This window comes from Veillonella sp. Ser01 (assembly GCF_053850375.1).
Genome location: NZ_JBSPUA010000004.1, coordinates 82522 through 108536 on the forward strand (window position 1 = coordinate 82522; position 26015 = coordinate 108536).

Consider the following 26015-nt stretch of genomic DNA (forward strand, 5'->3'; position numbering starts at 1 on the left):
AAATATGATGAATAAGAAAAAACAGATTGGTATGGCTATTTTGGCTGTACTCATGACAGCATCTGTTACAGCTTGGGCTGCAAATGACCCATTGACTATTAGCGCTGATACATTATCTTATGATGGCAATACAGGTCGTGCTGATGCAACCGGTAATGTTGTTATTACTCAAGCTGATAAAACTATGACTGGTGCCAATGGTTGGTACAACACAAAAACTCAAGAAGCAAGTCTTGAAGGTGGTGTATCTTTGATTGGTTCTGATATGGCTATGTCTGCACAATCAGTGCACAGCTATAATAATAATAAATTTACTGCTAATGGCGGTGTTCATTTACAACGTAGTGATCGTCAAATTTTTGGCGATAAAGTTGAATATAATACAGATACAGAGTATGGCCTTGTATCTGGCAATGCTCGTTTGATTGCAGAAGGTACTACATTAACAGGTAATCAAGTAGAAGGTTGGCTAAAAGAAATTCGCGCAGTAGCACAAGGGGATGTGACATTCTCTAATCCAGAACGAAACGTATCTGGCTCTGCAGAGCGTGCTACCTATACGCAAACACCTAATCAAAATGATGGGGTTGTACTCTTATCTGGCTCTGCTCATGCTGTTCAAAACGGTAATGTACTCAATGCGCCAGAGCTTAAAATTCGTTTAGCTGATGATTCTGCTGAAACATTGGGTGGTCGTAGTACACTTATCATTGTTCCAAATCAATAAGGATTAAATATGTATATAGAAACCAAAAACTTAGTCAAAACCTTTAGCGGTCGCAATGTTGTAGACGGGGTTAGTTTACGCGTTGATAAGGGGCAAGTCGTTGGGCTCCTAGGTCCTAATGGGGCAGGGAAAACTACATCATTCTATATGATTGTTGGCATTGAACGACCTAGTTCTGGTATCATTACCGTTGATGGCAAGGATATTACGAATATTCCAATGTATAAACGAGCTGCGGAAGGTATTGGGTATCTTCCACAAGAAGCATCAATTTTTCGATCCATGACTGTTGAGGATAATATTCGTGCTATGTTACAAACAACATCGAAGAAATCTGATGAAATTGAAGCTATAGTGGAATCCCTCATTGAAGAATTTCATATTGGTCATGTTCGGGATCGTATGGGGATGCAGCTATCTGGTGGTGAACGCCGTCGTGTAGAAATCGCTCGTTGTCTTGCGTTAGAACCGAATTTTATTCTTCTCGATGAACCTTTTGCTGGCGTCGACCCTATCGCGGTTGCTGACATTCAACAAATCATTTTGCATGTAAAAAATCGCGGTATTGGTATCTTGATTACAGATCACAATGTGCGTGAAACATTGGGGATTGTAGATAAGGCTTATATTTTAAGTAGTGGTAAGATCCTCCTAGAAGGCACCCCTGAAGAAATTGCAAACGACCCAATCGCTCGTGAGCATTACTTAGGGGATAACTTTAGATTATAGGAGGGGACTATGAGATTATTAGATAAATATATATTAAAAGCCTTTGTAGGTCCGTTCCTATTTGGGGTATTTGCTTTTACCAGTATTTTTATTGGCACAGGCACATTGTTTAGAATTGCTCAATATATTACTGAATATGGGGCACCGCTAGTGCTTGTTATGAAAGCTTTTGTGTTGGCCTTACCAAGTATTGTTATCTTAACATTCCCAATGTCAGTACTATTGGCTTCACTTATGACCTTTAGTCGCTTGAGCAGTACTAGTGAGATTGTTGTTATGCGTGCCGGTGGTCTTAGCTTTTTACGCTTAGCGATGCCTGTATACATTATTGCCCTTATCATCTCAATTGGGGCTGTTGCATTTAATGAATTTGTTGTACCACGTACAAATAATATGTATCAAACGATTGTGCGTGAACAGATTATGAAAAATGCATCACCTCAAACACAAAATCATATCGTTTTAAAAACAATGAACGGTAATGATTTAGGTACATTGATGTATGCTAAGAGCTATAATGCTGAAACTAAACAGTTATCTATGATTACGGTGCAACAGTTTGGTGAAGGTGGAAAACTACAACAAGTTGAAAATGCGGATACTGCTATCTGGAATGGTCAATATTGGGTGATGCAAAATGGTATCATTTATGATATTTCCGCTGGCGATGGTGTAGAACGAACTATGAAGTTCAAGGAGCAATCCTTGCCAATTAAGTCTGCACCAAAGGATATTCAACAAGATCAACGTAAGCCAGAAGAATTAACAATTAAGGAATTACGCCACCAAATCAAAGCCTATAAGGCAGCTTATACAAACGCTAATAAGTTGGAAATGGAAATGTACCAACGTTTTACAATTCCACTGGCTAGCTTTGTGTTTGCTCTTGTTGGTGCTCCATTAGGTCTTCAAAAGCAACGTTCTAGCTCATCTATCGGTTTTGGTATCAGTATTTTAATCATCTTTATTTATTATGGTGTGATGACATTTGCTGGTGCATTAGGTAAAGGTGGTGCATTGCCAACTGTATTTGCTGCATTAATTCCAGATACATTAGGTATTATTGCTGGCCTATATTTGAATTGGCGTGTATCTAAGTAACCTAGTATATAAAGAAATAAATTTGATTTACGAAATAGCATATTTTCGAATCCAATAATTGTGTAATCTTATGAAAGGAGGGACTCGATGTTAGTAGGTGTTAAAATATTAGTTATTATCGCCCTTATGGGTGGACTTATTGCCTACATGGGGGATAAGTTAGGCACCAAAGTTGGTAAGCGTCGCATGTCCCTCTTTGGATTAAGGCCTAAGCATACATCGATTATTGTTACTATCGTAACGGGATTGTTAGTTGCAGCTGCTACAGTAGGCGTATTAACTATTACATCTCAAAGTGTACGAACAGCACTCTTTGGGATGGATCAGTTGCGAGCAGATATGAAGCAACTTAATGATGAGGTAGCTGCTAAGACGCAAGAGCTTATTCGAGGACAAGCATTGCTTGAGCAAAATAAGCAAGAGTTAGCAGAACGAATGGCTGAAATAGAGCAAATTCGTAAAGAGGTTGATGCAACTAAGGCTGAGTTGGCTAGTGCACAAGCGGCTAAAGATGCGACTGAAGCTGAGTTATCTACACTTCAAGCTTCATATGATGAAGTATCTAAAAAATTAGCTGATTTAGAGGCTACAAGAGCCAAGATGGAAGCTCATATTAAGGATTTACAGACAACGCAGGAACAGTTGCAAAATGGCATTATTCATTTGCGTGAAGGTACAATTCTTTTCCAAGTTGATCAATTATTGGCTCAAGCTGTTGTTCGACCTGGTTTAAGTGAAGAAGATAGCCATGTAGCCATCAAAAATATTATTGATGATACAAATAAATTGGTATTACGTCGTCTTGGTATAGAAGATCAAGGTCAGGCTGTTGTGTATGTAGATCGTCAAAATATTGAGGTAGCTACACAAAAGCTTAATAGTGCAAAGACTCCAATGGTGGTTCAAGTGGTTGCTGCTGGAAATATTATTGCTGGTGAACCAGCGGTAGCAGTTATCCAAGTTTACCCACAACAATTTATTTATAAAAATGGAGAAGTAATCCATTCTGCTGTAATGGATGGTGGCCCTAATGCTCAATCTGCTATGCTTCAATTCTTAAAGCAAGTAAATGAAAAGGCAAGAGAAAAAGGGATTATTCCAGATTCCTTATCTGGTGATATCGGAACGATACCAGGGGATGATTTGTTTACGGCTATTCGTCGCATTGCTACAATACATGGCAAGGTTCATGTGGAAGCGTATGTTGATGGTGATACATATTCATCTGGTCCTGTACATCTTAAGTTACGTATTACTCAAATGCCTGTTTTTAATGATAAGGCTAAAATGCCAGCTTATTAAATTGAATAGTATTTTGGTTTATATACTTTAAACGAAGGTCTTATGTAAATTTTTACATAAGACCTTCGTTTTGTGTTAAAATATAAATGCTGTATTAGAAATGAGGATAGTAATATGACTGATACTACGTACATTTTGGCTGTAGATCCAGGCAATGAAAAAACAGGTGTAGCAATTGTGACACCTTCTGGTACTATGGTATGTCGTAAAATTATTATGACAAAACAATTCAATGGTGAAATTGAACGTATATTAACTGAATATTATGGTATTGTTCATATGGTATGTGGAAATGGTACAAATCATAAATATTTATATCCATCTCTCCAACAAATTGGACGAAATCACAGAATTACTACTAGTTTAATTGATGAATCGCATAGTACTGAGGAGGCTCGAAAATTATATTGGCAATATAATTCACCTACAGGGTGGCGTAAGATTATCCCTACGTCTATGCAATTTCCACCAGAGCCTGTAGATGATTTGACTGCTTTTGTTATTGGTTTACGTTATACAAAACAGTTAAACCAAACCGATAATGATATACAAAGTGATATGATGGACTCTAGTGAGTTGGAAGAAAAGAGACTACATGCTATGGAGCAGTTGTACGGTAAAGGAGAAGTGCATGAAAAATGAAGCTTCAACGCATAAGTGGTCAAATTTTATTATGCGTTGCTTAATGATGATCTTAGGGGCTCTAATTTATACTATAGGTTTAGATTTATTTTTAGTACCGAATAGTATCATCGATGGTGGTGTAGTTGGTATTTCCTTGATGGCTGCAGAGCTTTCAGGAATTTCTTTTAGTATTTTCGTCGTACTCTTTAACTTGCCTTTCTTATATATTGGCTATAGAGCTAACGGCAAAAACTTTACTTTCTCTACACTATTTTCTATCGTATGGATGGCAATTTTCTCTACCTTTGCTCATGATTTTACACCTATCACAACAGATCCATTCTTAGGTTCTATCTTTGGTGGTATCATTTTAGGTATTGGGGTAGGCCTCATTATACGTAATGGTGGTTCTTTAGATGGCTCTGAAATTGTGGCAATCATCTTTGATAGGCGTTCCACCTTCTCTGTTGGTGAAATCGTAATGGCCATGAATCTCATTATTCTTGGTGCCGCAGGTTTTGTATATAGTTGGAATAGTGCTATGTATTCCTTAATCGCTTATTTTATTGCTTATAAGATGATCGATATTACAATTACAGGCCTTGATGAATCTAAAGGGGTAATGATTATTACAGATGCAGAGAACTCTAAGAATCTTGCAGATGCATTAAATGCGAACCTCAATCGTGGTGTTACAATTATGTATGGTGAAGGGGGCTATTTAAAGCAACCTAAGCATGTTTTATATTCTGTAGTAACAAGACTTGAAATTATGAGGTTAAAAAATACTGTTTATGAAGTAGATCCATCGGCATTTATTACAATTCAAGATGTACATGATGTATTTGGTGGTAGATTTACAAAGAACGGTCATTAAGGGGTTAATATGAGTAATAAAATAGTAAAAGAAATATTAGATTGGATTTATGCCATTGTATTGGCATTAATTATTGCCATGGTAATTCATATTTTCTTGATTCAACCAACACGTGTATCTGGTGAATCAATGGAGGATACATTACACAATGGCCAATATTTAATTGTAACGAAATGGCATCATATTATGAATGAAATGCCGAATTATGGTCAAATTGTAATCATTGATAGTCGTGTTAATCGCGCACGTACTTGGGTAGATGATGTAGAAGAACCATTGATGAACTATGCATCAGTCTTTAATAAAGCTGCTCAAACAAATGATGTATGGGTTAAGCGCGTTATCGGTCGTCCTGGTGATGTATTAGAGTTTAAAGATGGTCATGTATGGCGTAATGGTGAACAATTACAAGAACCATATACCAAAGATACAAAAATGAATTATACTCGTTCTACATCTGTTACAGTTCCTGAAGGATATGTATTTGTGATGGGGGATAACCGAAATCATTCTAGTGATAGTCGGTTCATTGGTCCTGTTCCCATTGATCACGTCCTAGGTTTTGTATCCTATGCAATTTAATGCTTATAAAAGCCTCTCTATAGTAGTAATTACTATAGAGAGGCTTTTTGTATTTAAATAATGGGGTATTTATAGCTTAATATTATTAATGACATATTTAAGCGAAAATATATGATGAATGGTATTGATAAGGTTATTACTAATAGAAATTAGAAAGACAAAATAAAGATATTAATAATAGAAAAGTGGAATATAATTATATTTTAGTCTAATATATTAGTGTTATATATTAAATAATGTGAAAATTATTATTTTTAGTAATTAAAAGTTATAGATTTATCATCTAAAATACATGAATTTTAGATAAATAAAATGAAATTGTACAAAATTTAATTTTGAGAAATACAGAAGAAATCTATGTTTATAGGTTTATTTTTATTCATGAAAGAAATTTCATCAAATTTAGTTGTATAAAATGCTTTACAAAAAATTTGGACGGTGATATATTCTAATCACAGCAAGGCACCACTAATAAAGAGGTGAGGCTGTGATAGATAATATAGTCGAGGAAACGTGGACACTCCTAATATATCTTTCATAGTTATACCGCTTATACAGTGAATGTCTTCTGATACTATAAATTCTTATTTATAAGAAAGAAGGAATTCATTATGAAAAAACAATTCGCAACAATTTTTGCAGCAACAGCAGTATTAGGTGTAACAACAGCATTCGCTGCTAACCCATTCTCCGATGTAACTCCAGATAGCTGGGCATACCAAGCAGTATCTCAATTAGCACAATCTGGTATCGTTAATGGTTACCCAGATGGTACTTTCAAAGGCCAAAACAATATCACTCGTTATGAAATGGCTCAAATGGTAGCTAAAGCAATGGCTAACCAAGATCGTGCTAATGCAGAACAACAAGCAATGATTAACCGCTTGGCAGATGAGTTCTCCAATGAGTTGAATAGCTTGGGTGTACGCGTATCTCGTTTGGAAGATCGTGTAGGTAATGTAAAAGTAACTGGTGATGCTCGTATCCGTTACCAAGGCTCTGAAGATAAAGGCGTTTACAAAGCTAATAGCAAATCCTTAACAGATGGCCGTGCACGTGTTCAATTCAATGGTAAAGTTAATGATAAAACAGAAGCTGTTGTTCGTGTAAAAGGTAATTACGAATTCGGTGATTCTACAAAAGGTGCTGATGCAACAATCGATCGTGCTTATGTAGATCACAAATTTGGTAATCATGTATCCGCAAAAGGTGGTCGTTTCCAACAAACAATTGGTGGCGGTTTAATGTACGATGATACATTTGATGGTGCTCAATTGAACGTAGGTAATGACAAAGTTCAAGTACAAGGTGCTTATGGTTATATGATGGATGGCGCTGCTGATGGCAACTCCAAATCCGATAATCCTTCCGTTGCATATGTAGGTGTTAAAGGTAAAGTTGGTCAAGAATCCACAGTTGGTGGCTTCTACTCCAAATTATCTAGCGGCAACTTGAATCATAACGGTTCCACAGTTAACTCTGATAGCCAAGACGTATACGGCTTCAATGCAGACTTCCGTAAAGACAAAGTTTGGGTTGGTGGTGAATGGTTGAAAGCTTCTAACGTTAATGATTCCCAAGCTTGGACAGCAGGTGTTGGTTATGGTAATTACGACATCGCTAAAAAAGGTACATGGGATGTAAAAGGTCAATACTTCAACCAAAAAGCTAACGCTCCAATCGTAAGCTCCACTTGGGATCAAGCATATGACTTAACAAATACATCTAATGGTTACAAAGGTTATATGGCTAGCGTAAATTACGCAGTACAAGATAACGTAGGTTTATCTGCAGGTTATGGTTTCAACTCTAAAGACCAAAAAGGTAATGATCTTTCCGATTTCTACCGTGCAGAATTAAACTACAAATTCTAATTCCCTCACAACAAAAAAAAGACTTCTTCGGAAGTCTTTTTTTGTTGTATATAAAGAGATGATATTTGCTTTTGTATATAATAGTATATATATATAGTAAAATAAATCTATATATAGTAAAAGATAAAAATTTATTTGATTAGTATGCATATTGATCTATTCCACAATATATTGTATGAGGTGTTTATGAACTATTTATGCATAAAATAGCCTTCGACTAATTAATAGATATATAATTAATTAGTAAAGCTTAATAATATATATGATAATAAATCTCATTTAATACAAAAAAAGATAAATTTAATATTTTTAGCAAAAAAAAATATATCTCATAAACATAGATAATAAGTGAATTTTAGGGCATTTTAAATTATAAAATTTTTATAATGAGAATGAAATTGAGAAAAAAGGGTTTACACGAAAATTAGGTTATGCTAATATCACCCTACAAGAAGTAACAAACACATGAAACGAAGAACTTCGATGTAGAATGTGGCGAGGAAACGTGGACACTCCCAAAAATTCTTAATCTGAAGAACAGAGTAGAATGTGAATGTTATGACTTGTAACATTTTGTATTTCTATTTTTTTCAGAAAGAAGGAATTCAACTATGAAAAAACAATTCGCAGCAATCTTTGCAGCAACAGCAGTTTTGGGTGTAACTACTGCATTCGCAGCTAACCCATTCTCCGATGTAACTCCAGATTCTTGGGCATACCAAGCAGTTTCCCAATTGGCAAACGCTGGTATCGTTAATGGTTACCCAGATGGCACTTTCAAAGGCCAAAACAACATCACTCGTTACGAAATGGCTCAAATGGTAGCTAAAGCTATGGCTAACCAAGACCGCGCTAACGCTGAACAACAAGCTATGATCAACCGTTTGGCTGATGAATTCTCCAACGAATTGAACAACTTGGGCGTTCGTGTAGCTCGCTTGGAAGACCGCGTAGGTAACGTAAAAGTTACTGGTGATGCTCGTCTTCGTTACCGTGATGCTGAACATGCTAAATCCAAATTCGACGCTCGTGCACGTGTACAATTCAATGCAAAAGTAAACGATCGTACTGATGCAGTTGTTCGTTTGACTTCTGGTAACTTCGAATTGGGTAACTCCCAAAACGGTGGTAATGCAGACGCTCAAATCGACCGCGCTTATGTAAACCATAAATTCGGCGAACGCGTATCCTTGAAAGCTGGTCGTTTCAACCAAGTTCTTGGTGGCGGCTTAGCATTTGACGGTACTTTCGACGGTGCTCAATTGAACGCTGGTAACGACAAAATCCAAGCTCAAGCAGCTTACGGTTACATGGTATCCGGTGAAGCAGCTGGCTTGACTAAAGATCAAAACGTAACTAACACTTACCTTGGCTTAAACGGTAAATTAGGTAAACACACTATGGTTGGTGGTTTCTATGATCGCGTAAACCAAGATACTTCTACTGGTTACAAAAATATCTATGGCTTCAATGCTAATGCTAACTTCGACAAAGTTTGGGTTGGTGGCGAATGGTTGAAAGATTCCCATGTAGACGACTCTCAAGCTTGGACTGCAGGTCTTGGCTTTGGTAACTACAACATCGCTAAAAAAGGTTCTTGGGATGTTAAAGGCCAATACTTCAACGCTAAAGCTAATGCTCCTATCGTTGATACTACTTACAACCACATCTACACTACAGATGCTAAAGGTTGGATGGCTTCCGTTAACTATGCATTGCAAAACAACGTTGGCTTATCCGCTAACTACGGTTTCGACTGGAAAACTCAAGACGGTGCTGATCTTTCCGACTTCTACCGTGCAGACCTTAACTACAAATTCTAATTTGATAGTTAACCATATAAAAGGGACTCCTTCGGGAGTCTCTTTTTTTTAGTCAATACATATTTTTATAACAAATTGATATAGAATGCCTTTTATTATGCAATTTTGATACTTATGGATTGATTTATATACAAACAATACTTATCTTTTGTTTAATGATTTATTAGCTCTATTACTGGAAGAGGTAAAATATTTTTGATAGAGGATTACTGCATATTTCTATCTATATAAGTGTTATAAATGGTATAATAAAGAGTATTAGATTTTCTTGTGAAGGAGGTAAGAATGAATCCTTCTTTTTCTCATATAAAAATGGTAGCCATCGATTGTGATGAGACATTAGTTCGAAGTGATAATACAGTTTCTGCATATACGATTGATGTATTGCATCGCTTGCAGCAGAAGGGAATTGGTATAACAATTGCTACTGGACGCATGTATCAAACGGCAAAACCAATTGGATTAGCATTACAACTCGGCAATGTTCCTATGATATTGTTCTCTGGTGGTTTAATCCAGGAGTTAGAAACGGGATATAAGCTATTTGAACAAACTGTTCCTATAGATGTAGTACATCGTGTTTTTCAACTCGGCCAAAAATTTAGTTGGCATATACAATCGTATGTAGATGATCATTTACTGTGTCATCATAAAAATTGGCAATCCGATCATTATGAACAGCAAACAGGGGCTGTAGCTGAGTTTTTAGGTGATACAATTTATACACTTTCTTCAGAACCTAATAAGCTCATTGCTATCGATACAGAGGAAGGAATCGATAGAATTATTGATATCTTGACCCCATTAGTTGGTAATCAAGTTACATTAGTGCGTAGTCAACGAGATTTCCTCGAAATCACTGCATCGAATGTATCAAAAGGGCGTGCATTAGCTCAATTAGCTCTAGATAATAATCTTAGCCTTGAAAATATAGTTTCCTTTGGAAATGCAGAGAACGATATTTCTATGTTAAGTGAAACGGGATATTCGGTAGCTGTTTCAAATGCAACAGAACATGTAAAATCTGTGGCTAATGAAGTATGTGGACATCATAATGAAGATGGTGTAGCTCATTGGATTAAGAAGAATCTTTTATAATGGAGTAAAACTATGGAAGCATTTCGTTTATTAATTGTTACAGGCATGTCTGGTGCCGGCAAAACTCAGGTTCTACAAGCATTAGAGGATATGGGCTATCTATGTATTGATAATATTCCTCCTGTACTTATTCCTAAGCTAAGTGAAATTTGTCGACAAGGTGGAGAACGTACAAACCGTGTAGCTTTAGTTGTAGATATTCGCGGTGGTGAATTCTTTGAAGCCCTTTCATCATCTCTTGAAACATTAAGAGAAATGAAGGTGGATTATGAAATTGTCTTTATGGATGCTACAGATGAGACGTTAATTAGAAGATATAAAGAAACTCGTCGCAGCCATCCACTGGCTCCAGATGGGATGATTACTACAGGTTTGAAAGAAGAACGTCAGATATTAAATTCTGTACGACATAAAGCAGACTTCATTATTGATACAACGAATATGAAAACTGCGAGTCTTAAAGAGTATTTAAAAACACGATTTACTCAAGTTGATGAAGGCCATGGCATGTCTATCACAGTTGTAAGCTTTGGCTTTAAATATGGATTACCATTGGATGCGGATATGGTTTGGGATGTTCGATTCTTACCAAACCCATTCTACATTCCAGAATTCCGTCATAAAACAGGTCGTGTGAAAGCTGTAAATGAATATATTCATTCCTTTGAAGTTACAGAGGAATTTAAAAACCGTTATTTTGATACTATTGATTTTCTTGTGCCTAATTATGAACAAGAAGGGAAGTCTCAATTTATCGTTGCTGTAGGCTGTACAGGTGGTATGCATAGATCTGTGGCTATGGCAGAAGCATTATATTCTCATCTATTAGAAAAAGGCTATCGCGTTTCTGTAGAACATCGAGATATGATGAAAAATAATGTAGAAGAAGATTATAATCCTCATGAAATTAAAACACTTGGTAACTAGATAGGGGTTCATATGTTGCGAAAAAGATGGTTTCGGTGGCTTATTCCGGGCCTAAATATAAAACGTTGGCTTGCCCTTTTTAGTTGTGGTGTAGGTCTTTTAATCATTGGTATTTCATTGATGTTTAACTATCAATGGCTTGCCGTTCTTGAAGATATTGTATTAGCCTTTTCTTATAATATGACGGGCTTTTACAATTATAATGTGCTTATTGCTGTAGGCGTTGTTGTACTATCGATTGGCGCTGTTTTAATGTTAATCGGTACGAGTAAGGTTATTAAAACGATTATTCGTGCTGTATTACCTAATCCTGATAGTAAGGTGTCGGATATTATTTTCCAAAATATACGCCTCGATAAAGGTCCTAAGATCGTTGTTATCGGCGGTGGTACAGGGCTATCAAATTTATTACGTGGATTAAAAATACACACCTCTAATTTGTCTGCTATTGTAACCGTAGCTGACGATGGTGGTTCCTCGGGACGCTTGCGTAAAGATTTTAAAATGATTGCTCCTGGCGATTTACGAAACTGCTTGATTGCGTTAGCTGAACAAGAAGGGGTTATGGAAAATCTTTTCCGTTATCGCTTTGAAGGGGAAAATGAGCTATCTGGACATAGTTTTGGTAACCTCTTTATCACAGCACTTGCTCAAGTATATGATGGCGATGTGGAGGAAGCGCTTGAAGCGGCTAGTAAATTGTTGCGTGTACGAGGTCGTGTAATTCCGTCGTCTACAGAGTTCATTAAATTAGTAGCGGAGATGACTGATGGTACTATCGTAGAAGGTGAAAGTAATATTCCTAATTCTGGTAAACGCATTCGCCATATGTATAGTGAGCCAGCACAGCCAAAACCGGAAGGTGCTGCGTTACGTGCTATCGATGAAGCAGATGTTATCATCTTTGGACCGGGTAGCTTATATACAAGTATCATTCCGAATTTGTTAACTGATAAAATTGCATCTCATGTACGCGCTAGTAAGGCAAATAAAATTTACATTGCTAATGTTATGACTCAACCTGGTGAAACTACAGGTTATACCTTAAGTGATCATGTGGAGGCTCTCATTGCACATGGTGGTGAAGGCATTGTAGATACTGTACTTGCTAACGATGGACCTTTACCAATTCAAATGGTAGAACAATATAGTGCTGTAGGTTCAGAGCCTGTAGCATTAGATACTAAGAAGCTACAAGCTAAAGGAATACGTACGATTAGGGCTACATTGATAAGCCCTAAAAAGCCGGCTGTTCATGATCCTGAACGGTTAGGTAAAGTAATTATGGATATTGTGCATGCTATGCAATCAGATACTGAACCACATATCCTAGAGTATTATCTCCAACGAGATGATCATTAATGAGAAGGGATACCTATGTCATTTGCTGAAGATGTAAAAAATGAATTATGCCAATATGAATCCTCTAGTGATGCAGATGTGGCCATGAAAATTGAAGCGTCTTGCTTATTGCGCATGGGTGGATCTATCATTCTGGGGATGAAGGGTGCTGTTGGTATTAGATTGGCTACTGCAAATAATGCAGTAGCTCGTCGCTTGTTAGGCATATTAAAAAAACAATATGAACTACCTACCAATGTATTAGTACGACAAGGACTAAACTTGCGCAAGAAAAATATGTATACTTTATCTGTAGAGCCATCTATAGAAGGGCGACAGGCGTTAGAAGATCTTGCTTTATGGCCTGTAACTGAACAAATTCCTCGTAGTTGGCTTAAATCTATGGAGGCACGACGTGCTTTTTTACGGGGTGCTTTTTTAGGCGGTGGCTCTGTTAATAAGCCACAAAGTGACTATCATCTCGAGTTTATGACGGGGAATGAGAATTTTGCAAAGGAAATTATACATGTATTGCGGTTATTTCATATTCATGCAGGTTTGACTGAGCGTAAGGAAGAGTACGTAGTATATCTTAAAGAAGGGGACGCTGTAACGAATTGCTTGCAAATTATGGGTGCTCAATCAGCACTGATGGAATTTGAAAACGTGCGCATAATGAAAACTGTGCGAAATCAAATTAATCGACAAGTAAACTGTGAGACTGCAAATTTGCAAAAGGTTGTAGATGCTGCAGTACGCCAGGTAAAGGCTATTCGAATTATCGATAGAGAAATTGGTATTGATGAATTGCCTGAAAAGTTGCGGATTGTAGCAAGATTGAGATGGGACAATCCAGAAGCGAGTCTGAAAGAACTTGAAGAATTGATGGATGGCGAATTATCTAAGTCGGGTATTGGACATCGTTTAAAGAAAATCGAAGCATTAGCACTTACGTATGATCCTATGGGGCTTGAAGAAATATAGAGGTATTAATATATGTTTTCTTATAAATCAAAATATTGTATAGCCGCAGCGATGGCCGCCATGGCTGCCCTTACGGGCCATGTAGAGGCGCGTGATATAGATTTACAATCAATTGGATATTTTCAGTTTTCTCCGTTGCCACCAAGTTTAGTGTCTCAAACGGATACATTGCTACTATCAGATAGCCCTGAATATGTAGGTCCAGTAGGTGGTACGCTTAGTGCAGGTACAATTAATGGAAATGGTCGTATCTATTTTTACCATGTAAATGAAATGGATCAGCCCCATAAGATTGCTATCGTATTGGAGAATCAATCGGCGTATCCCAATACTGTTCAGGTGATGAGACAGTTAAAATCTGTGGCTACACCAGATTATTTCGCTGCTGGTCGTGATTTATCCCGGAAGGACTTAGAGCATCCTTTAGATGAAAGTCCCAATGCGAGACCTTTATATTCGCTAAGTATTCCGCCACAAGGGCGCCAATTAATCTTTAGTGATTTGGAAAATACACCAGTATATCAAGATGCATTATTTACAGGTATTGTTGATATCAAAACAGAGGCGCCAATCTTTGCTCGTGTTATGATGTTGCCTATGGGGATGGATGCCGTTGATGCATCTCATTGGGCTAAGAATTTACCTATTGATGAAATTCAATTACGCGGTACATACACAGGTTCTAAGCGTAATATGGAGGTTAATACACCATTTGATACGTCACTAGGTGGTGCTTTTGTAGAAATCGGTAATGACCGTGAAGATATGTTTATTAACGGTGTAGACGAAATGCAAAATAAAGCATTTGTTCGTGACCGTGGTAACTATGGTGTTTCATATACTTTAAAAATTCCTACAAAAGGTAATGAACCATTTAGATTGTATTTTAATCCTCTTGGTGGACCATATTCCGGTTCCTTTACGGTAAAAGCACTTCATCAACAAGGGGCACGTCGAGGTCAAACAGATACGCGGACCTATCATATTGGTGGTGCCGATGGCATCACTGCCTTAGGGGACGGTACTATATTAGATAGTCGTCTTATGGGCAATTATAATGCAGGGGATTTATTAACCTTGAATTTTATGCCTGCTGGAGCATCTAATTTGCCGATTCGATTCTTATTGATTCCTGAATCTCTTGCAAATCCACAAAAACATCAGACTATTGCGGTCAATGTACCAAAAGATGTAACTGACACTTTAGGGCACCCAACTCAAAGTGGCACACAAATCCCTGTGGGTCCTATAAACGGTAAAGATACAAATAAGGGCACTGTAGATAATTCTAAATCGGCTATGACTCCTGCCAAACAGGCGGAAACAATTGCTCATGAAGAAACAAAAAAATTGAGTGATAAGGCTGCGGCAGATGCTAAAAAAGAGGCACAACTCAAAAAAGCAAAAGATGCAGAAGAAGCATTAGCGCGTAAGAAGGCTGAAGAAGCTCGTATAGCAGCAGAAAAGGCCGAATTGGCGCGTAAAGCAGCAGAAGCAAAACATGCTGAAGTGGAGCGCAAACTAGCAGAGAAAGCTGAGGCGGATCGCAAAGCAGCTGAATTGAAGGCGGCTCAAGAAGCACAAGCTGCAAAAGAAAAAGCTGCCTTAGAAGCTAAAAAAGCTGAAGAAATGCGCCAAGCAGAAGAAGCTAAACGATTAGAAGCTGAAAGAAAGGCTGAGCTTGATCGAAAAGTAGCTGAAGCACGTAAGGCCGAAGAAGAACGTAAAACAGAAATGGCGCGTATTGAAGCTGCAAGAAAGGCTGAGGCGGATCGTTTAGAAGCGGCCCGTAAAGCAGAGGAAGCTCGTGTAGCGGCAGAAGCAAAACGTCTTGAAGAAGAACGTAGAGTGGAAGCGGCTCGTATTGAAGCTGCTCGTAAAGCTGAAGAAGCTAGACAAGCCGCAGAAGCCAAGGCTCGATTTGAAGCACAACGGGCAGCAGAAAAGGCTGCATTAGAGGCAAAAAAAGCTGAAGAAGAACGCTTAGCAGCTGAAGCGAAAGCGCGTTTAGAAGCACAGCGAAAAGCAGAACAAGAAGCATTAGAAGCACGCCGCGCAGAAGAAGCACGTAAAGCTGCAGAGGCGAAAGCGGCATTAGAAGCACAACGTGCAGCTGAACAGGCTGCGTTAGAAGCGAAACGTCAAGAAGATGCTCGTAAAGCGGCAGAAGCAAAAGCAGCCTTAGAAGCGCAACGTATTGAAGCGGCAAGAAAAGCTGAAGAAGCACGTCGTGCAGAAGAAGCGAGAAAGGCTGAGGAGGCAAGAATCCAAGCGGCCCGTAAAGCAGAGGAAGCTCGTGTTGCAGCAGAGGCTAAACGTGCAGAAGAAGCACGTAAGGCTGAAGAGGCAAGAATTGAAGCTGCCCGTAAAGCTGAAGAAGCTCGTGTGGCTGAAGAAGCACGCCGCGCAGAAGAAGCACGTCGCTTAGAAGCAGCTAGACTTGAGGCACAACGCAAGGCCGAGCAAGAACGACTTGAAGCGGCTCGTAAAGCTGAAGAAGCTCGCGTTGCTGCTGAAGCAAAACGTCAGCAAGAATTGCGTAAAGCAGAGGAAGCTCGAATTGCAGCAGAAGCAAAACGGGCAGAAGAACTTCGTAAGGCGGAGGAAGCTCGAATTGCAGCGGAAGCAAAACGTGCAGAAGAGGTTCGTAGAGTAGAGGAAGCACGCCGCATAGAAGAGGCTAGACGAGCAGAAGAAGCGCGAAAAGCCGAAGAAGCACGTATAGCTGCTGAGGCACGTAAAGCAGAGCAAGCTAGATTGGCTGCAGAACGTGCAGAGGCTGAACGCCAAGCAGCAGAGGCAAAACGCATTGCTGAAGAACGTTACCAAGCTCACTTAGAAGCGGAACGTAAGGCGGAAGAAGCACGTCAGCAAGCTCTTGCGCAAGCCGAAGTTGAACGTAAAGCAAAAGAGCGAGCTGAAGCGATTCAACGTGTCAAAGAACAACAAGAAAATGCTCGTCGTCGCGCAGAACTTGCACGTCAACAAATCGAGGCAGAACGTAAGGCAGCACAAGCGGCTAAAACAGGACCTTCCTTCAGTGAACTTGATGATGTACATGAGGATACACCAAGTGTAACTATTCCAAATGCTGTATCTATTGATGAGTTGACTAAACCTAGACCGACTGCATCTCAAAATACACGTCGTCGTGACCAACGGCAACCACAACCTAATCAACAATATGCACAGCAAAATCCAATGACTGATGGTCAACAAGATCAAGCTCCTTATAGTTCACAGCAAGGACAACAAAATGATGATCAAAATCCACCAAAATTATATCCTATGGGGCACTAATATTAGCTTATAATAATGAAAATTATTTGTATCTAATTATAGATTGATTATAAGGAAACAATTGGTGAAGTATAGAGAGGACAAGCCACTTTTAAGGGTTTGTCCTCTTTTTAAAATACTTATGAACTTTTGCTTTCACATTGACTTTCAAGAGGAGATTCAGTACAATAAATAAAGAAAATGCATCCATGGTACGAGAGACCATTGCATAGTACAAAACCTTTTAATTTAGTCCAGAGAGGCTGAGAAAGGAATATAGTTGAAGCGCCCCATAAGGGCTTCTTTGTGCAAACTATTTGACCTTTTGCCCTGGGCAAAAGGTCTTTTTTGTTACGTGAGTTAGGAGGAAATCATGGGACAAGTTAGCCTAAAAGGCAAACATTTATTAGGTTTGCAAAATGTGTCACCTGAAGAAATCAAATTGATTTTAAATGTGGCAAAAAAAATGAAGAAAATCGTTCTTTCTGATGACAAGAAGGTTCCAGTTTTAAAGGGGAAATCCATTATTAACCTCTTTATGGAGCCAAGTACTCGTACCCGTAGTTCCTTTGAATTAGCCGGCAAATATTTAGGGGCTGACGTTATCAATCTTTCTCCTAGCGGTTCTTCCATGGGTAAAGGTGAAAGCTTCCGTGATACTTTGCTAACATTATCCTATATGGGCACAGATGCTATCGTAATGCGTCATAGTGCAGAAGGGGCTCCTCTATATGCCACAAAAGCAGTAGATCCTATTATTATCAATGCTGGTGACGGCGCTCATGAACATCCAACACAAGCATTATTAGATATGTACTCCATTTTAGAGAAAAAAGAATCTATTGAAGGCTTAAAAGTTGTTATCTTAGGCGATATTATGCATAGCCGTGTAGCAAGATCTAACATTTATGGCCTTACAAAAATGGGTGCGAAAGTCCATTTGGCTGGTCCTCGTACAATGGTATATCCAGAGCTCGAAAAATTAGGTGTTACCGTTCACCACGATATTCGTGAAGCAGTGGCTGATGCAGATGTAGTTAACGTACTTCGCATTCAATTAGAACGTATTCATTCTGCATTGTATCCTACAAATAGAGAGTATGCTCGTATCTTCGGTATCAATAATGATGTATTGAAATTGGCTAAAGATGATGTAATGGTAATGCATCCAGGTCCTATGAACCGCGGTCTTGAAATTGCGCCAGATGTAGCATATTCTGATCAATCAGTAATTCAAGAACAGGTACGCAATGGCGTAGCTGTACGTATGGCTGTATTGTACTTAACTATTATCGGAGGTGACGGTAGTGAGCTTGCTTATTAAAAATGGTACGGTAGTAAATCCGGCGAAAAAACAAAACGAAGTAGCAGATGTACTTGTAAAAGATGGTAAAATTGCAGCCATCGGTCAAAACTTGAGTGCTGAAGGCGCTGAAGTATATGATGCAACAGGTCTTATCGTAGCACCTGGCCTTATCGATATTCACACACATTTACGTGAACCAGGCCAAGAGGCGAAAGAAGACTTCCACTCCGGTACACAAGCGGCTGCAGCAGGTGGTTTCACACGTGTTGTAACTATGGCTAATACAAATCCAGTTGTAGATAATGCTGCTCTTGTAAGAGGCTTACAAAAACAGGCTGAGCTTACAGGTGTTGTAAAAGTAGAATTTATTGGTGCTGTATCAAAAGGCCTTGAAGGTAAAGAACTTGCTGAAATGGGCGACATGGCGGAAGCTGGTGTAGTAGCCTTCTCTGATGATGGTCACTATGTAGAAAATGCTGCGTTTATGCGTCGTGCCTTAGAATACTCCTCCATGTTCAATAAAATGGTTATCGACCATGCAGAAGATATTACATTGACTAAAAATGGTCATATGCATGAAGGTATCGTTTCCTATGAATTAGGTGTTATTGGTCGTCCTGCAGTAGCTGAAGATTTGGCTGTTGCTCGTGACATCTTGTTATCTGAAATGACAGGTGGTCACATTCATATTGCTCACGTAAGTAGTAAAAATACTGTGGATATGGTTCGTCGTGCAAAAGCAAAAGGTCTTAATGTAACATGTGAAGTTACAAGCCAACATTTATCTTTCACAGATGAATATTTACGCGAATATAACCCAGCGTTCAAAATGGCTCCTCCAATTCGATCCGAAGATCATCGCCAAGCATTATTAGAAGGCTTGAAAGATGGCACAATTGATGCAATTATTACAGACCATGCACCACATGCATATGAAGAAAAAGACCATGAGTTCTGCTGTGCACCAAATGGTTTCAGTGGTCTCGAAACATCTTTGGCAGCGGTTATTACTAATGCATATGGTCCAGATAAACTCAGTATTGACCAAGTTGTGTACTATATGAGTACACGTCCAGCTGAATTAATGCGCCTTGATGCAGGTGTTCTTGAGGTTGGTAAACCAGCAGATATTACTGTATTCTCTACAACAGAAGAGTGGACAGTAGATCGCAATAAATTCTATACAAAAGGTAAAGTCAGTCCATTTGATGGTATGACTGTTACAGGTAAGGCCAAACTTACGGTAGTTGATGGCAAAGTAGTTATGAAGGAGGGCGTAGTCTTATAATGAAAGGCAAGTTAGTTCTTGAAGATGGTTCCGTGTTTGAAGGTTCCTTATTAGGTGGCGCTCCAACAGTAGGCGAAGTTGTATTTAACACAGGTATGACAGGGTATCAAGAAATCTTGACTGACCCATCCTATGCGGATCAAATTATTACATTAACATATCCTTTGATTGGTAATTATGGTACATTGAATGCGATTACTCAAGGTCCTAAACCATATTGTAAAGGCTTTATCGTAGGCGAACTGTGTGATTTTCCATCTAACTGGCAAAATGAAGGGCTATTTAGCGAGTATCTTCGTTTACACGGCATCCCTTGCCTTTATGATGTAGATACACGTGCTATTACACGTGTTATTCGTAATCATGGTGTAATGAAAGGCGTACTTGTACGTTCTGATTACCCTATGGAAGATATCCAAAAATTATTTAAACAAGACTTGCCAACAGATCAAGTTATGCGTGTAACTACAAAATGGCAAGGTATGCGTGGCGATAAAAATGCAGAGTTCCATGTAGCTGTAATGGACTATGGTGTAAAAGAAAATATCCTTCGTTCTTTAGAAGCAGCTGGTTGCCGATTAACAGTGTTCCCTGCAGATGCTAAGGCTGAAGATGTATTAGCAGCAAATCCAGATGGTGTGTTCTTATCCAACGGCCCTGGAGACCCTCAAGATCTTGGCTATGCCGTAGAAGAGGTAAAGAAATTGTTCGGTAAAAAACCTATCTTCGGCATTTGCATGGGTCATCAAGTATTGGCACAAGCTTATGGTGGTACGACATTTAAATTAAAATTTGGTCACCGTGGCTCTAACCATCCAGTACAAGATTTACGTACAGGCCGCGTATATATTACATCTCAAAACCATGGCTATGCAGTAGATGATACTTCCTTGCCAGACTTTGTAGAAATTACACATCGTAGTGTAAACGATGGTACTGTGGAAGGTATGCGCCATAAAGAATTGCCTATCTTCTCTGTACAATATCACCCAGAAGCATCCCCAGGACCTACTGATAATCTATATTTATTTGACGAATTTGAAGACTTAATGAGAAAGGGAAAATAATATGACCACAGAAGCAAAAAAAGTACTTGTAATTGGTTCTGGTCCAATTATTATCGGCCAAGCTGCAGAGTTTGACTATGCTGGTACACAAGCATGCCGTTCCCTTCGTGAAGAAGGTTATAAAGTAGTATTGGTTAACTCCAATCCTGCTACAATTATGACTGATACAGATATTGCAGACCGCGTATATGTAGAACCAATTAGTCTTGAATTCGTAACAGAAGTAATCAAAAAAGAACGCCCTTGGGGCTTATTGGCTACATTAGGTGGCCAAGTAGGTCTTAATATGGCCGTACAATTGTCTGAAGCAGGCGTGTTGGCTGAATATGGCGTAAAATTACTTGGTACGACATTAGAAGCTATTAAACAAGCTGAAGACCGCGAACTTTTCAAAGAAGCGATGAAGGAAATCAACCAACCAGTTCCTGAGTCTGATATCTTCAATGATCTTGAAGAAGCTGTAGCCTTTGCTAATCGCATTGGTTATCCTATCATCATCCGTCCTGCATATACATTGGGAGGTACTGGTGGCGGTATTGCACATAACGAAGATGAAATGTATGAAATCACACGCCGTGGTTTGAAACTTTCACCAATTCACCAAATCCTAGCAGAACGTTCTGTAGCAGGCTGGAAAGAAATCGAATACGAAGTAATGCGCGATAGTGCAGATAACTGTATCATCGTATGTAACATGGAAAATATCGACCCTGTTGGCGTACATACTGGTGACTCCATCGTTGTGGCACCAAGCCAAACATTGAACGATATTCAATACCAAATGCTCCGTACTGCATCTGTAGAAATCATTCGTTATTTAAAAATCGAAGGTGGTTGTAACGTACAATACGCCTTGAATCCTAATAGCAATGAATATATCGTTATCGAAGTAAACCCTCGTGTATCCCGTTCCTCTGCATTAGCATCTAAAGCAACTGGCTATCCAATTGCGAAGGTAGCTGCAAAAATTGCAGTAGGCATGACATTGGATCAAATTACAAATGCTGTAACAGGCGAAACAAAAGCATGCTTCGAGCCTACACTGGACTATGTAGTAACTAAGTTCCCACGTTGGCCATTTGAAAAATTCAATTTGGCAGACCGTACATTGGGCACTCAAATGAAGGCTACTGGCGAAGTTATGGCTATTGACCGTTCTTTAGAAGGCTCTTTACTTAAAGCAATTCGTTCTTTGGAAATTGGTTTAGATCATATTGAACTTAAGAAAATCGGTCATGAGTCCATGGAACAATTGATTGAACGTTTACATTTAGTAGATGATGAACGTATCTATGTTGTAGCAGAAGCCCTTCGCAAGGGGATTAGTGTAGAAAAAATTCATTACATTACAAAAATTGATACATTCTTTATTGAAAAAATCAAAAATATTGTTAATGTAGAAAAAGCGTTAGCTGAACATGGTTTAACAGAAGAGATATTGCGCAAAGCAAAACGTTATTCCTTCACTGATTCTGTTATTGCTCGTTACGCTAATACAACTGTAGAAGATGTTCGGGCAAAACGTAAAGAATGGAATATTCTTCCAACCTATAAATATGTAGATACATGTGCTGCAGAATTCGAATCTAAAACACCATACTACTATAGTGCTTATGCACAAGAAGACGAAGTTAAACCACTAGGTGAAAAATCCGTTGTAGTACTTGGTTCTGGTCCAATTCGCATCGGTCAAGGTGTAGAGTTTGACTACTGCTCTGTGCATTCCTCTTGGGCACTTCGTAAAGCGGGTTACCAATCTATTATGATCAACAATAACCCAGAAACGGTGTCTACAGACTTCGATATTTCTGATTCCTTGTACTTCGAACCATTAACAGTGGACGATGTAATGGAAATCATTGATAAAGAAAAACCAGCTGGCGTTATTGCTCAATTTGGTGGCCAAACAGCTATCAACTTGGCGGGTCCATTGGCTAAGCGCGGTGTAAAAATTCTCGGTACATCTGTAGATAGCATCGACATGGCGGAAGATCGTGAACGTTTTGATGAATTATTGGCAAAACTAGGTATTCCTCGTCCAGTAGGTGCTCTTGTAACTTCTGATGAAGAAGCGCAAGCAGCTGCTAAAAACTTGAAATATCCATTAATCGTTCGTCCTTCTTATGTATTGGGCGGTCGTGCTATGGAAATCGTATACAACGATAAAGAACTCGATGTATACATGAAGGAAGCCGTAGTAGCATCTAAGGAACATCCAGTACTTATCGACCGTTACATGGTTGGTATGGAGGTAGAGGTTGACGCTATTTCCGATGGTACCGATGTTTGTATCCCTGGTATTATGGAACAAATCGAACGCGCCGGTGTTCACTCTGGTGACTCCATGGCCGTTTATCCAGCTCAACATTTAAGTCAAGAAATTATCGATCAAATTGTTGATTATACACGCCGTATTGCAATTGGCCTTAATGTTAAAGGTGTTCTTAATATTCAATATATTGTGGCTGATGGGGAACTTAATGTTATCGAAGTTAACCCTCGTTCTAGCCGTACTGTACCATTCATTTCTAAGGTTACAGGTATCAATATGGTTGAATGTGCAACACGCATTGCCCTTGGTGAAAGCTTAAAAGATTTGGGCTTGCCACTCGGTCTTGTACCTAATAAACCATATGTAGCTGTAAAAGCCCCTGTATTCTCCTTCTCCAAAATGGGCCTTGTAGAAATCGCTCTTGGACCTGAAATGAAATCTACCGGTGAGGTTATGGGTATTGGACGTACATATTCTGAAGCTTTATTCAAAGCTATCAATGGCGCCAACATGCGTATCCCAGAAGATGGTACAATTCTTATGACTGTAGCAGACCGCGATAAAGAGGAAGCTAGTCAATTAGCAAAAGGCTTTATTGAATTGGGCTATCACATTGAAGCAACTGGTGGTACTGGTAAATACTTCAAAGAACATGGCGTTGACTGCAAGGTAGTTAACAAAATTTCTGAAGGTGATGACAACTGTGCTGACCACATTCGTCAAGATAAAGTCGATCTTGTACTTAATACATTGACTGCAGGTAAACGTCCTGAACGTGAAGGCTTCCAATTGCGTCGTCTTGCGGTAGAAATGGGTACACCATGCTTAACAAGTCTTGATACAGCTCGCGAAGTATTGCGCGTTGTAGCAAACCGTAAAGATGATGCTAACTACAATGTAGAAGCATTACAAGATTTTGAATTGGAGTAAAACCATGAGTGGCTATGTAGAACAGGGCGAAGTCGTTCGCAATGAGCAAATAGGCTCTGATGTGTGGATTATGGATATTCACGCACCAAAACAGGCAGCAGAAGCAAAGGTAGGACAGTTTTGTAATGTTCGCGTAGCGAACTCTACGGCGCCATTATTGCGTCGCCCTATTAGCTATGCTGGATTCGATGCACAAAAGGGAACTATTACCCTTTTGTATCGCGTCGTAGGCAAGGGGACTGAAATTATGACACATCTCGTGCCTGGTGATACATTAGATTGTTTAGGACCTTTAGGTGAACCATTTGTAACATCTAATAATATGCTACTTGTTGGTGGTGGCGTTGGTATTGCACCGATGCTATGCATTGCGTCTCACTTGCAAAACGGAGAAGAAGCACAAGTTATTTTGGGCTTTAGAAATGAAAATGAAACCTTCTGGGCAGACTTATTTAAAGATACGCCTGTAGAGGTGCATATCACTACTGATGATGGTAGCGTAGGTACAAAAGGTTTCCCTACAGCGATCATGCCAGAACTTATTAATGCTAATACATTCACATCTGTTATGACTTGTGGTCCTACCCCGATGATGAAGGGTGTCGCACAAGTTGCTAAAGAGCTCAATGTACCATGCCAAGTATCTCTTGAAGAGCGCATGGGATGTGGTACAGGCGGTTGTTTAGGCTGCGCTTGTGATGGTGCCGGTGGCAAACGTTATAAAGTCTGTAAAGATGGTCCTGTATTCCCAGCTGAGGAGGTGTTCTTTTAATGAGTGAACGCGATTTAAATAACACCGTTACGCCTAATCCAAAGCTTGCTGTAGATTATTGCGGGATTAAGATGAAAAATCCTATTATCGCTGCATCTGGTACCTTTGGTAATGGTCCTGAGTATGCTGGTTATTTAGACCTTAGTAATGAAGTAGGTGCTATTTCTGTAAAAGGATTAACACCGAAAGGTCGTCATGGTAATCCAGGAACTCGTATTGCAGAAACACCATCTGGTGTATTAAACTGTATTGGACTTGAAAATCCAGGGGCAGAACATTTTGTTACAGAGATTTTGCCAGACCTCAAGAAATATGATGTACCATTGCTAGCAAATATGTCTGCTGGTACGGTAGAGGAATTTGCGTGGATGGCAGAAACACTATCTGTAGATGGTATTGCAGGCCTTGAAGTTAATGTATCTTGTCCAAATGTTGCCTGTGAAGGCATGGCTTTTGGTATAGATCCAAAGGTAGTAGAACAGGTAACAAAAGCGGTTCGTAAAGTAACAGATAAGCCCGTTATTGTAAAACTTTCACCAAATGTTACGGATATTGTGGAAATCGCAAAGGCTGTAGAAGCTGGTGGCGGTGATGGGGTCAGTCTCATTAATACAATTCTTGGTATGGCTATCGATATCCATCGTCGTAAACCTGTATTGGGTAATATTTATGGTGGTTTATCTGGGCCAGCTGTTAAACCGGTTGCACTTCGCATGGTACACCAAGTGTATAAAGGGGTCAATATTCCTATTATGGGCCTTGGTGGCATTATGACAGGCACTGATGCTATTGAATTTATGATGGCTGGTGCACAAGCAGTCCAAGTTGGGGTTGCTACAATGGTAGATCCAACAGCGATTTCTCGTATTGCTCGTGAAATGGGCGATTATGTGGAACAATATAATCTAAACAGTATTACTGATATAGTAGGTGCTGTACATCAAGGGTAGTAATAGTTTGTATCTAGTAAATGTAAGGACTAAAAGTTTACTTGTACGGCTTAGATGGCTTACTATACATATTAAGATGACAAAGAAAAGGGGCTGTAACAAAACAGCCCCTTAACACTAGAAAAGCTGTTAGTTGATTTTATATGATCAACTAACAGCTTT

General features: G+C 39.1%; 20 protein-coding genes. All 20 read left to right on the forward strand.

Translation table 11 applies throughout. The features are described 5' to 3' along the window. The first annotated feature begins 4 nt into the window (after window positions 1-4). The 20 genes from ACWTVK_RS08000 to ACWTVK_RS08095 all read left to right on the forward strand — a co-directional run bounded on the left by ACWTVK_RS08000 (window position 5) and on the right by ACWTVK_RS08095 (window position 25853). Window positions 5-727: an LptA/OstA family protein gene (locus tag ACWTVK_RS08000; protein WP_105086196.1), complete on the forward strand. Its 723-nt coding sequence runs from the start codon at window positions 5-7 to the stop codon at window positions 725-727. A 9-nt stretch (window positions 728-736) separates the two neighbouring features. Then, window positions 737-1456 (forward strand): LPS export ABC transporter ATP-binding protein, encoded by a 720-nt coding sequence (gene lptB, locus ACWTVK_RS08005; protein WP_008715778.1) that lies wholly within the window; start codon window positions 737-739, stop codon window positions 1454-1456. A gap of 9 nt (window positions 1457-1465) precedes the next feature. After that, on the forward strand, window positions 1466-2557 hold the full coding sequence (locus ACWTVK_RS08010; RefSeq protein WP_105086198.1) for an LptF/LptG family permease: 1092 nt from the start codon (window positions 1466-1468) through the stop codon (window positions 2555-2557). Between the two features lie 87 nt (window positions 2558-2644). Then, a complete protein-coding gene (locus tag ACWTVK_RS08015; protein WP_456046498.1) occupies window positions 2645-3859 on the forward strand; it encodes a DUF3084 domain-containing protein in 1215 nt (404 codons plus the stop codon). 114 nt (window positions 3860-3973) lie between these two features. Next, the gene (locus ACWTVK_RS08020) at window positions 3974-4501 is read left to right on the forward strand and encodes a hypothetical protein (protein ID WP_456046499.1); all 528 of its coding nucleotides are present in this window, start codon (window positions 3974-3976) and stop codon (window positions 4499-4501) included. Further along, a complete protein-coding gene (locus ACWTVK_RS08025) occupies window positions 4491-5360 on the forward strand; it encodes a YitT family protein (RefSeq protein WP_105090307.1) in 870 nt (289 codons plus the stop codon). Before ACWTVK_RS08020 ends, ACWTVK_RS08025 begins: the two co-directional genes overlap by 11 nt. 9 nt (window positions 5361-5369) lie before the next feature. Next, the gene (lepB, locus tag ACWTVK_RS08030; RefSeq protein ID WP_308522831.1) at window positions 5370-5942 is read left to right on the forward strand and encodes a signal peptidase I; all 573 of its coding nucleotides are present in this window, start codon (window positions 5370-5372) and stop codon (window positions 5940-5942) included. Between the two features lie 611 nt (window positions 5943-6553). Then, window positions 6554-7816 carry an S-layer homology domain-containing protein gene (locus ACWTVK_RS08035; protein WP_303940484.1) on the forward strand — a complete coding sequence of 421 codons (1263 nt, stop codon included), beginning with the start codon at window positions 6554-6556 and terminating at the stop codon, window positions 7814-7816. A 611-nt stretch (window positions 7817-8427) separates the two neighbouring features. Next, window positions 8428-9639: a putative porin gene (locus ACWTVK_RS08040; RefSeq protein WP_456046500.1), complete on the forward strand. Its 1212-nt coding sequence runs from the start codon at window positions 8428-8430 to the stop codon at window positions 9637-9639. 285 nt (window positions 9640-9924) lie between these two features. After that, a complete protein-coding gene (locus tag ACWTVK_RS08045) occupies window positions 9925-10737 on the forward strand; it encodes a Cof-type HAD-IIB family hydrolase (RefSeq protein ID WP_456046501.1) in 813 nt (270 codons plus the stop codon). 12 nt (window positions 10738-10749) lie between these two features. Further along, a complete protein-coding gene (gene rapZ, locus ACWTVK_RS08050; protein WP_308522827.1) occupies window positions 10750-11664 on the forward strand; it encodes an RNase adapter RapZ in 915 nt (304 codons plus the stop codon). Window positions 11665-11676: 12 nt separating this feature from the next. Next, window positions 11677-13026 carry a gluconeogenesis factor YvcK family protein gene (locus ACWTVK_RS08055; RefSeq protein WP_303938948.1) on the forward strand — a complete coding sequence of 450 codons (1350 nt, stop codon included), beginning with the start codon at window positions 11677-11679 and terminating at the stop codon, window positions 13024-13026. A gap of 15 nt (window positions 13027-13041) precedes the next feature. Further along, window positions 13042-13989 (forward strand): DNA-binding protein WhiA, encoded by a 948-nt coding sequence (gene whiA, locus ACWTVK_RS08060; protein ID WP_303884942.1) that lies wholly within the window; start codon window positions 13042-13044, stop codon window positions 13987-13989. Window positions 13990-14001: 12 nt separating this feature from the next. Beyond that, window positions 14002-17289 (forward strand): ATPase, encoded by a 3288-nt coding sequence (locus ACWTVK_RS08065; protein ID WP_456046502.1) that lies wholly within the window; start codon window positions 14002-14004, stop codon window positions 17287-17289. Window positions 17290-17641: 352 nt separating this feature from the next. After that, a complete protein-coding gene (locus ACWTVK_RS08070; protein WP_105094772.1) occupies window positions 17642-18592 on the forward strand; it encodes an aspartate carbamoyltransferase catalytic subunit in 951 nt (316 codons plus the stop codon). Further along, window positions 18576-19862, forward strand: a complete 1287-nt coding sequence (locus ACWTVK_RS08075) for a dihydroorotase (protein ID WP_039969456.1) — start codon at window positions 18576-18578, stop codon at window positions 19860-19862. Before ACWTVK_RS08070 ends, ACWTVK_RS08075 begins: the two co-directional genes overlap by 17 nt. Beyond that, a complete protein-coding gene (gene carA / locus ACWTVK_RS08080; RefSeq protein WP_456046503.1) occupies window positions 19862-20929 on the forward strand; it encodes a glutamine-hydrolyzing carbamoyl-phosphate synthase small subunit in 1068 nt (355 codons plus the stop codon). The genes ACWTVK_RS08075 and carA overlap by 1 nt, the downstream gene beginning before the upstream one ends. A gap of 1 nt (window position 20930) precedes the next feature. Then, entirely contained in the window at window positions 20931-24131 is a 3201-nt protein-coding gene (gene carB / locus ACWTVK_RS08085; protein WP_456046504.1) for a carbamoyl-phosphate synthase large subunit, read from the forward strand. A 4-nt stretch (window positions 24132-24135) separates the two neighbouring features. Next, the gene (locus ACWTVK_RS08090; RefSeq protein ID WP_456046505.1) at window positions 24136-24903 is read left to right on the forward strand and encodes a dihydroorotate dehydrogenase electron transfer subunit; all 768 of its coding nucleotides are present in this window, start codon (window positions 24136-24138) and stop codon (window positions 24901-24903) included. After that, window positions 24903-25853 carry a dihydroorotate dehydrogenase gene (locus ACWTVK_RS08095; protein ID WP_257847325.1) on the forward strand — a complete coding sequence of 317 codons (951 nt, stop codon included), beginning with the start codon at window positions 24903-24905 and terminating at the stop codon, window positions 25851-25853. The genes ACWTVK_RS08090 and ACWTVK_RS08095 overlap by 1 nt, the downstream gene beginning before the upstream one ends. Window positions 25854-26015 lie beyond the last annotated feature (162 nt).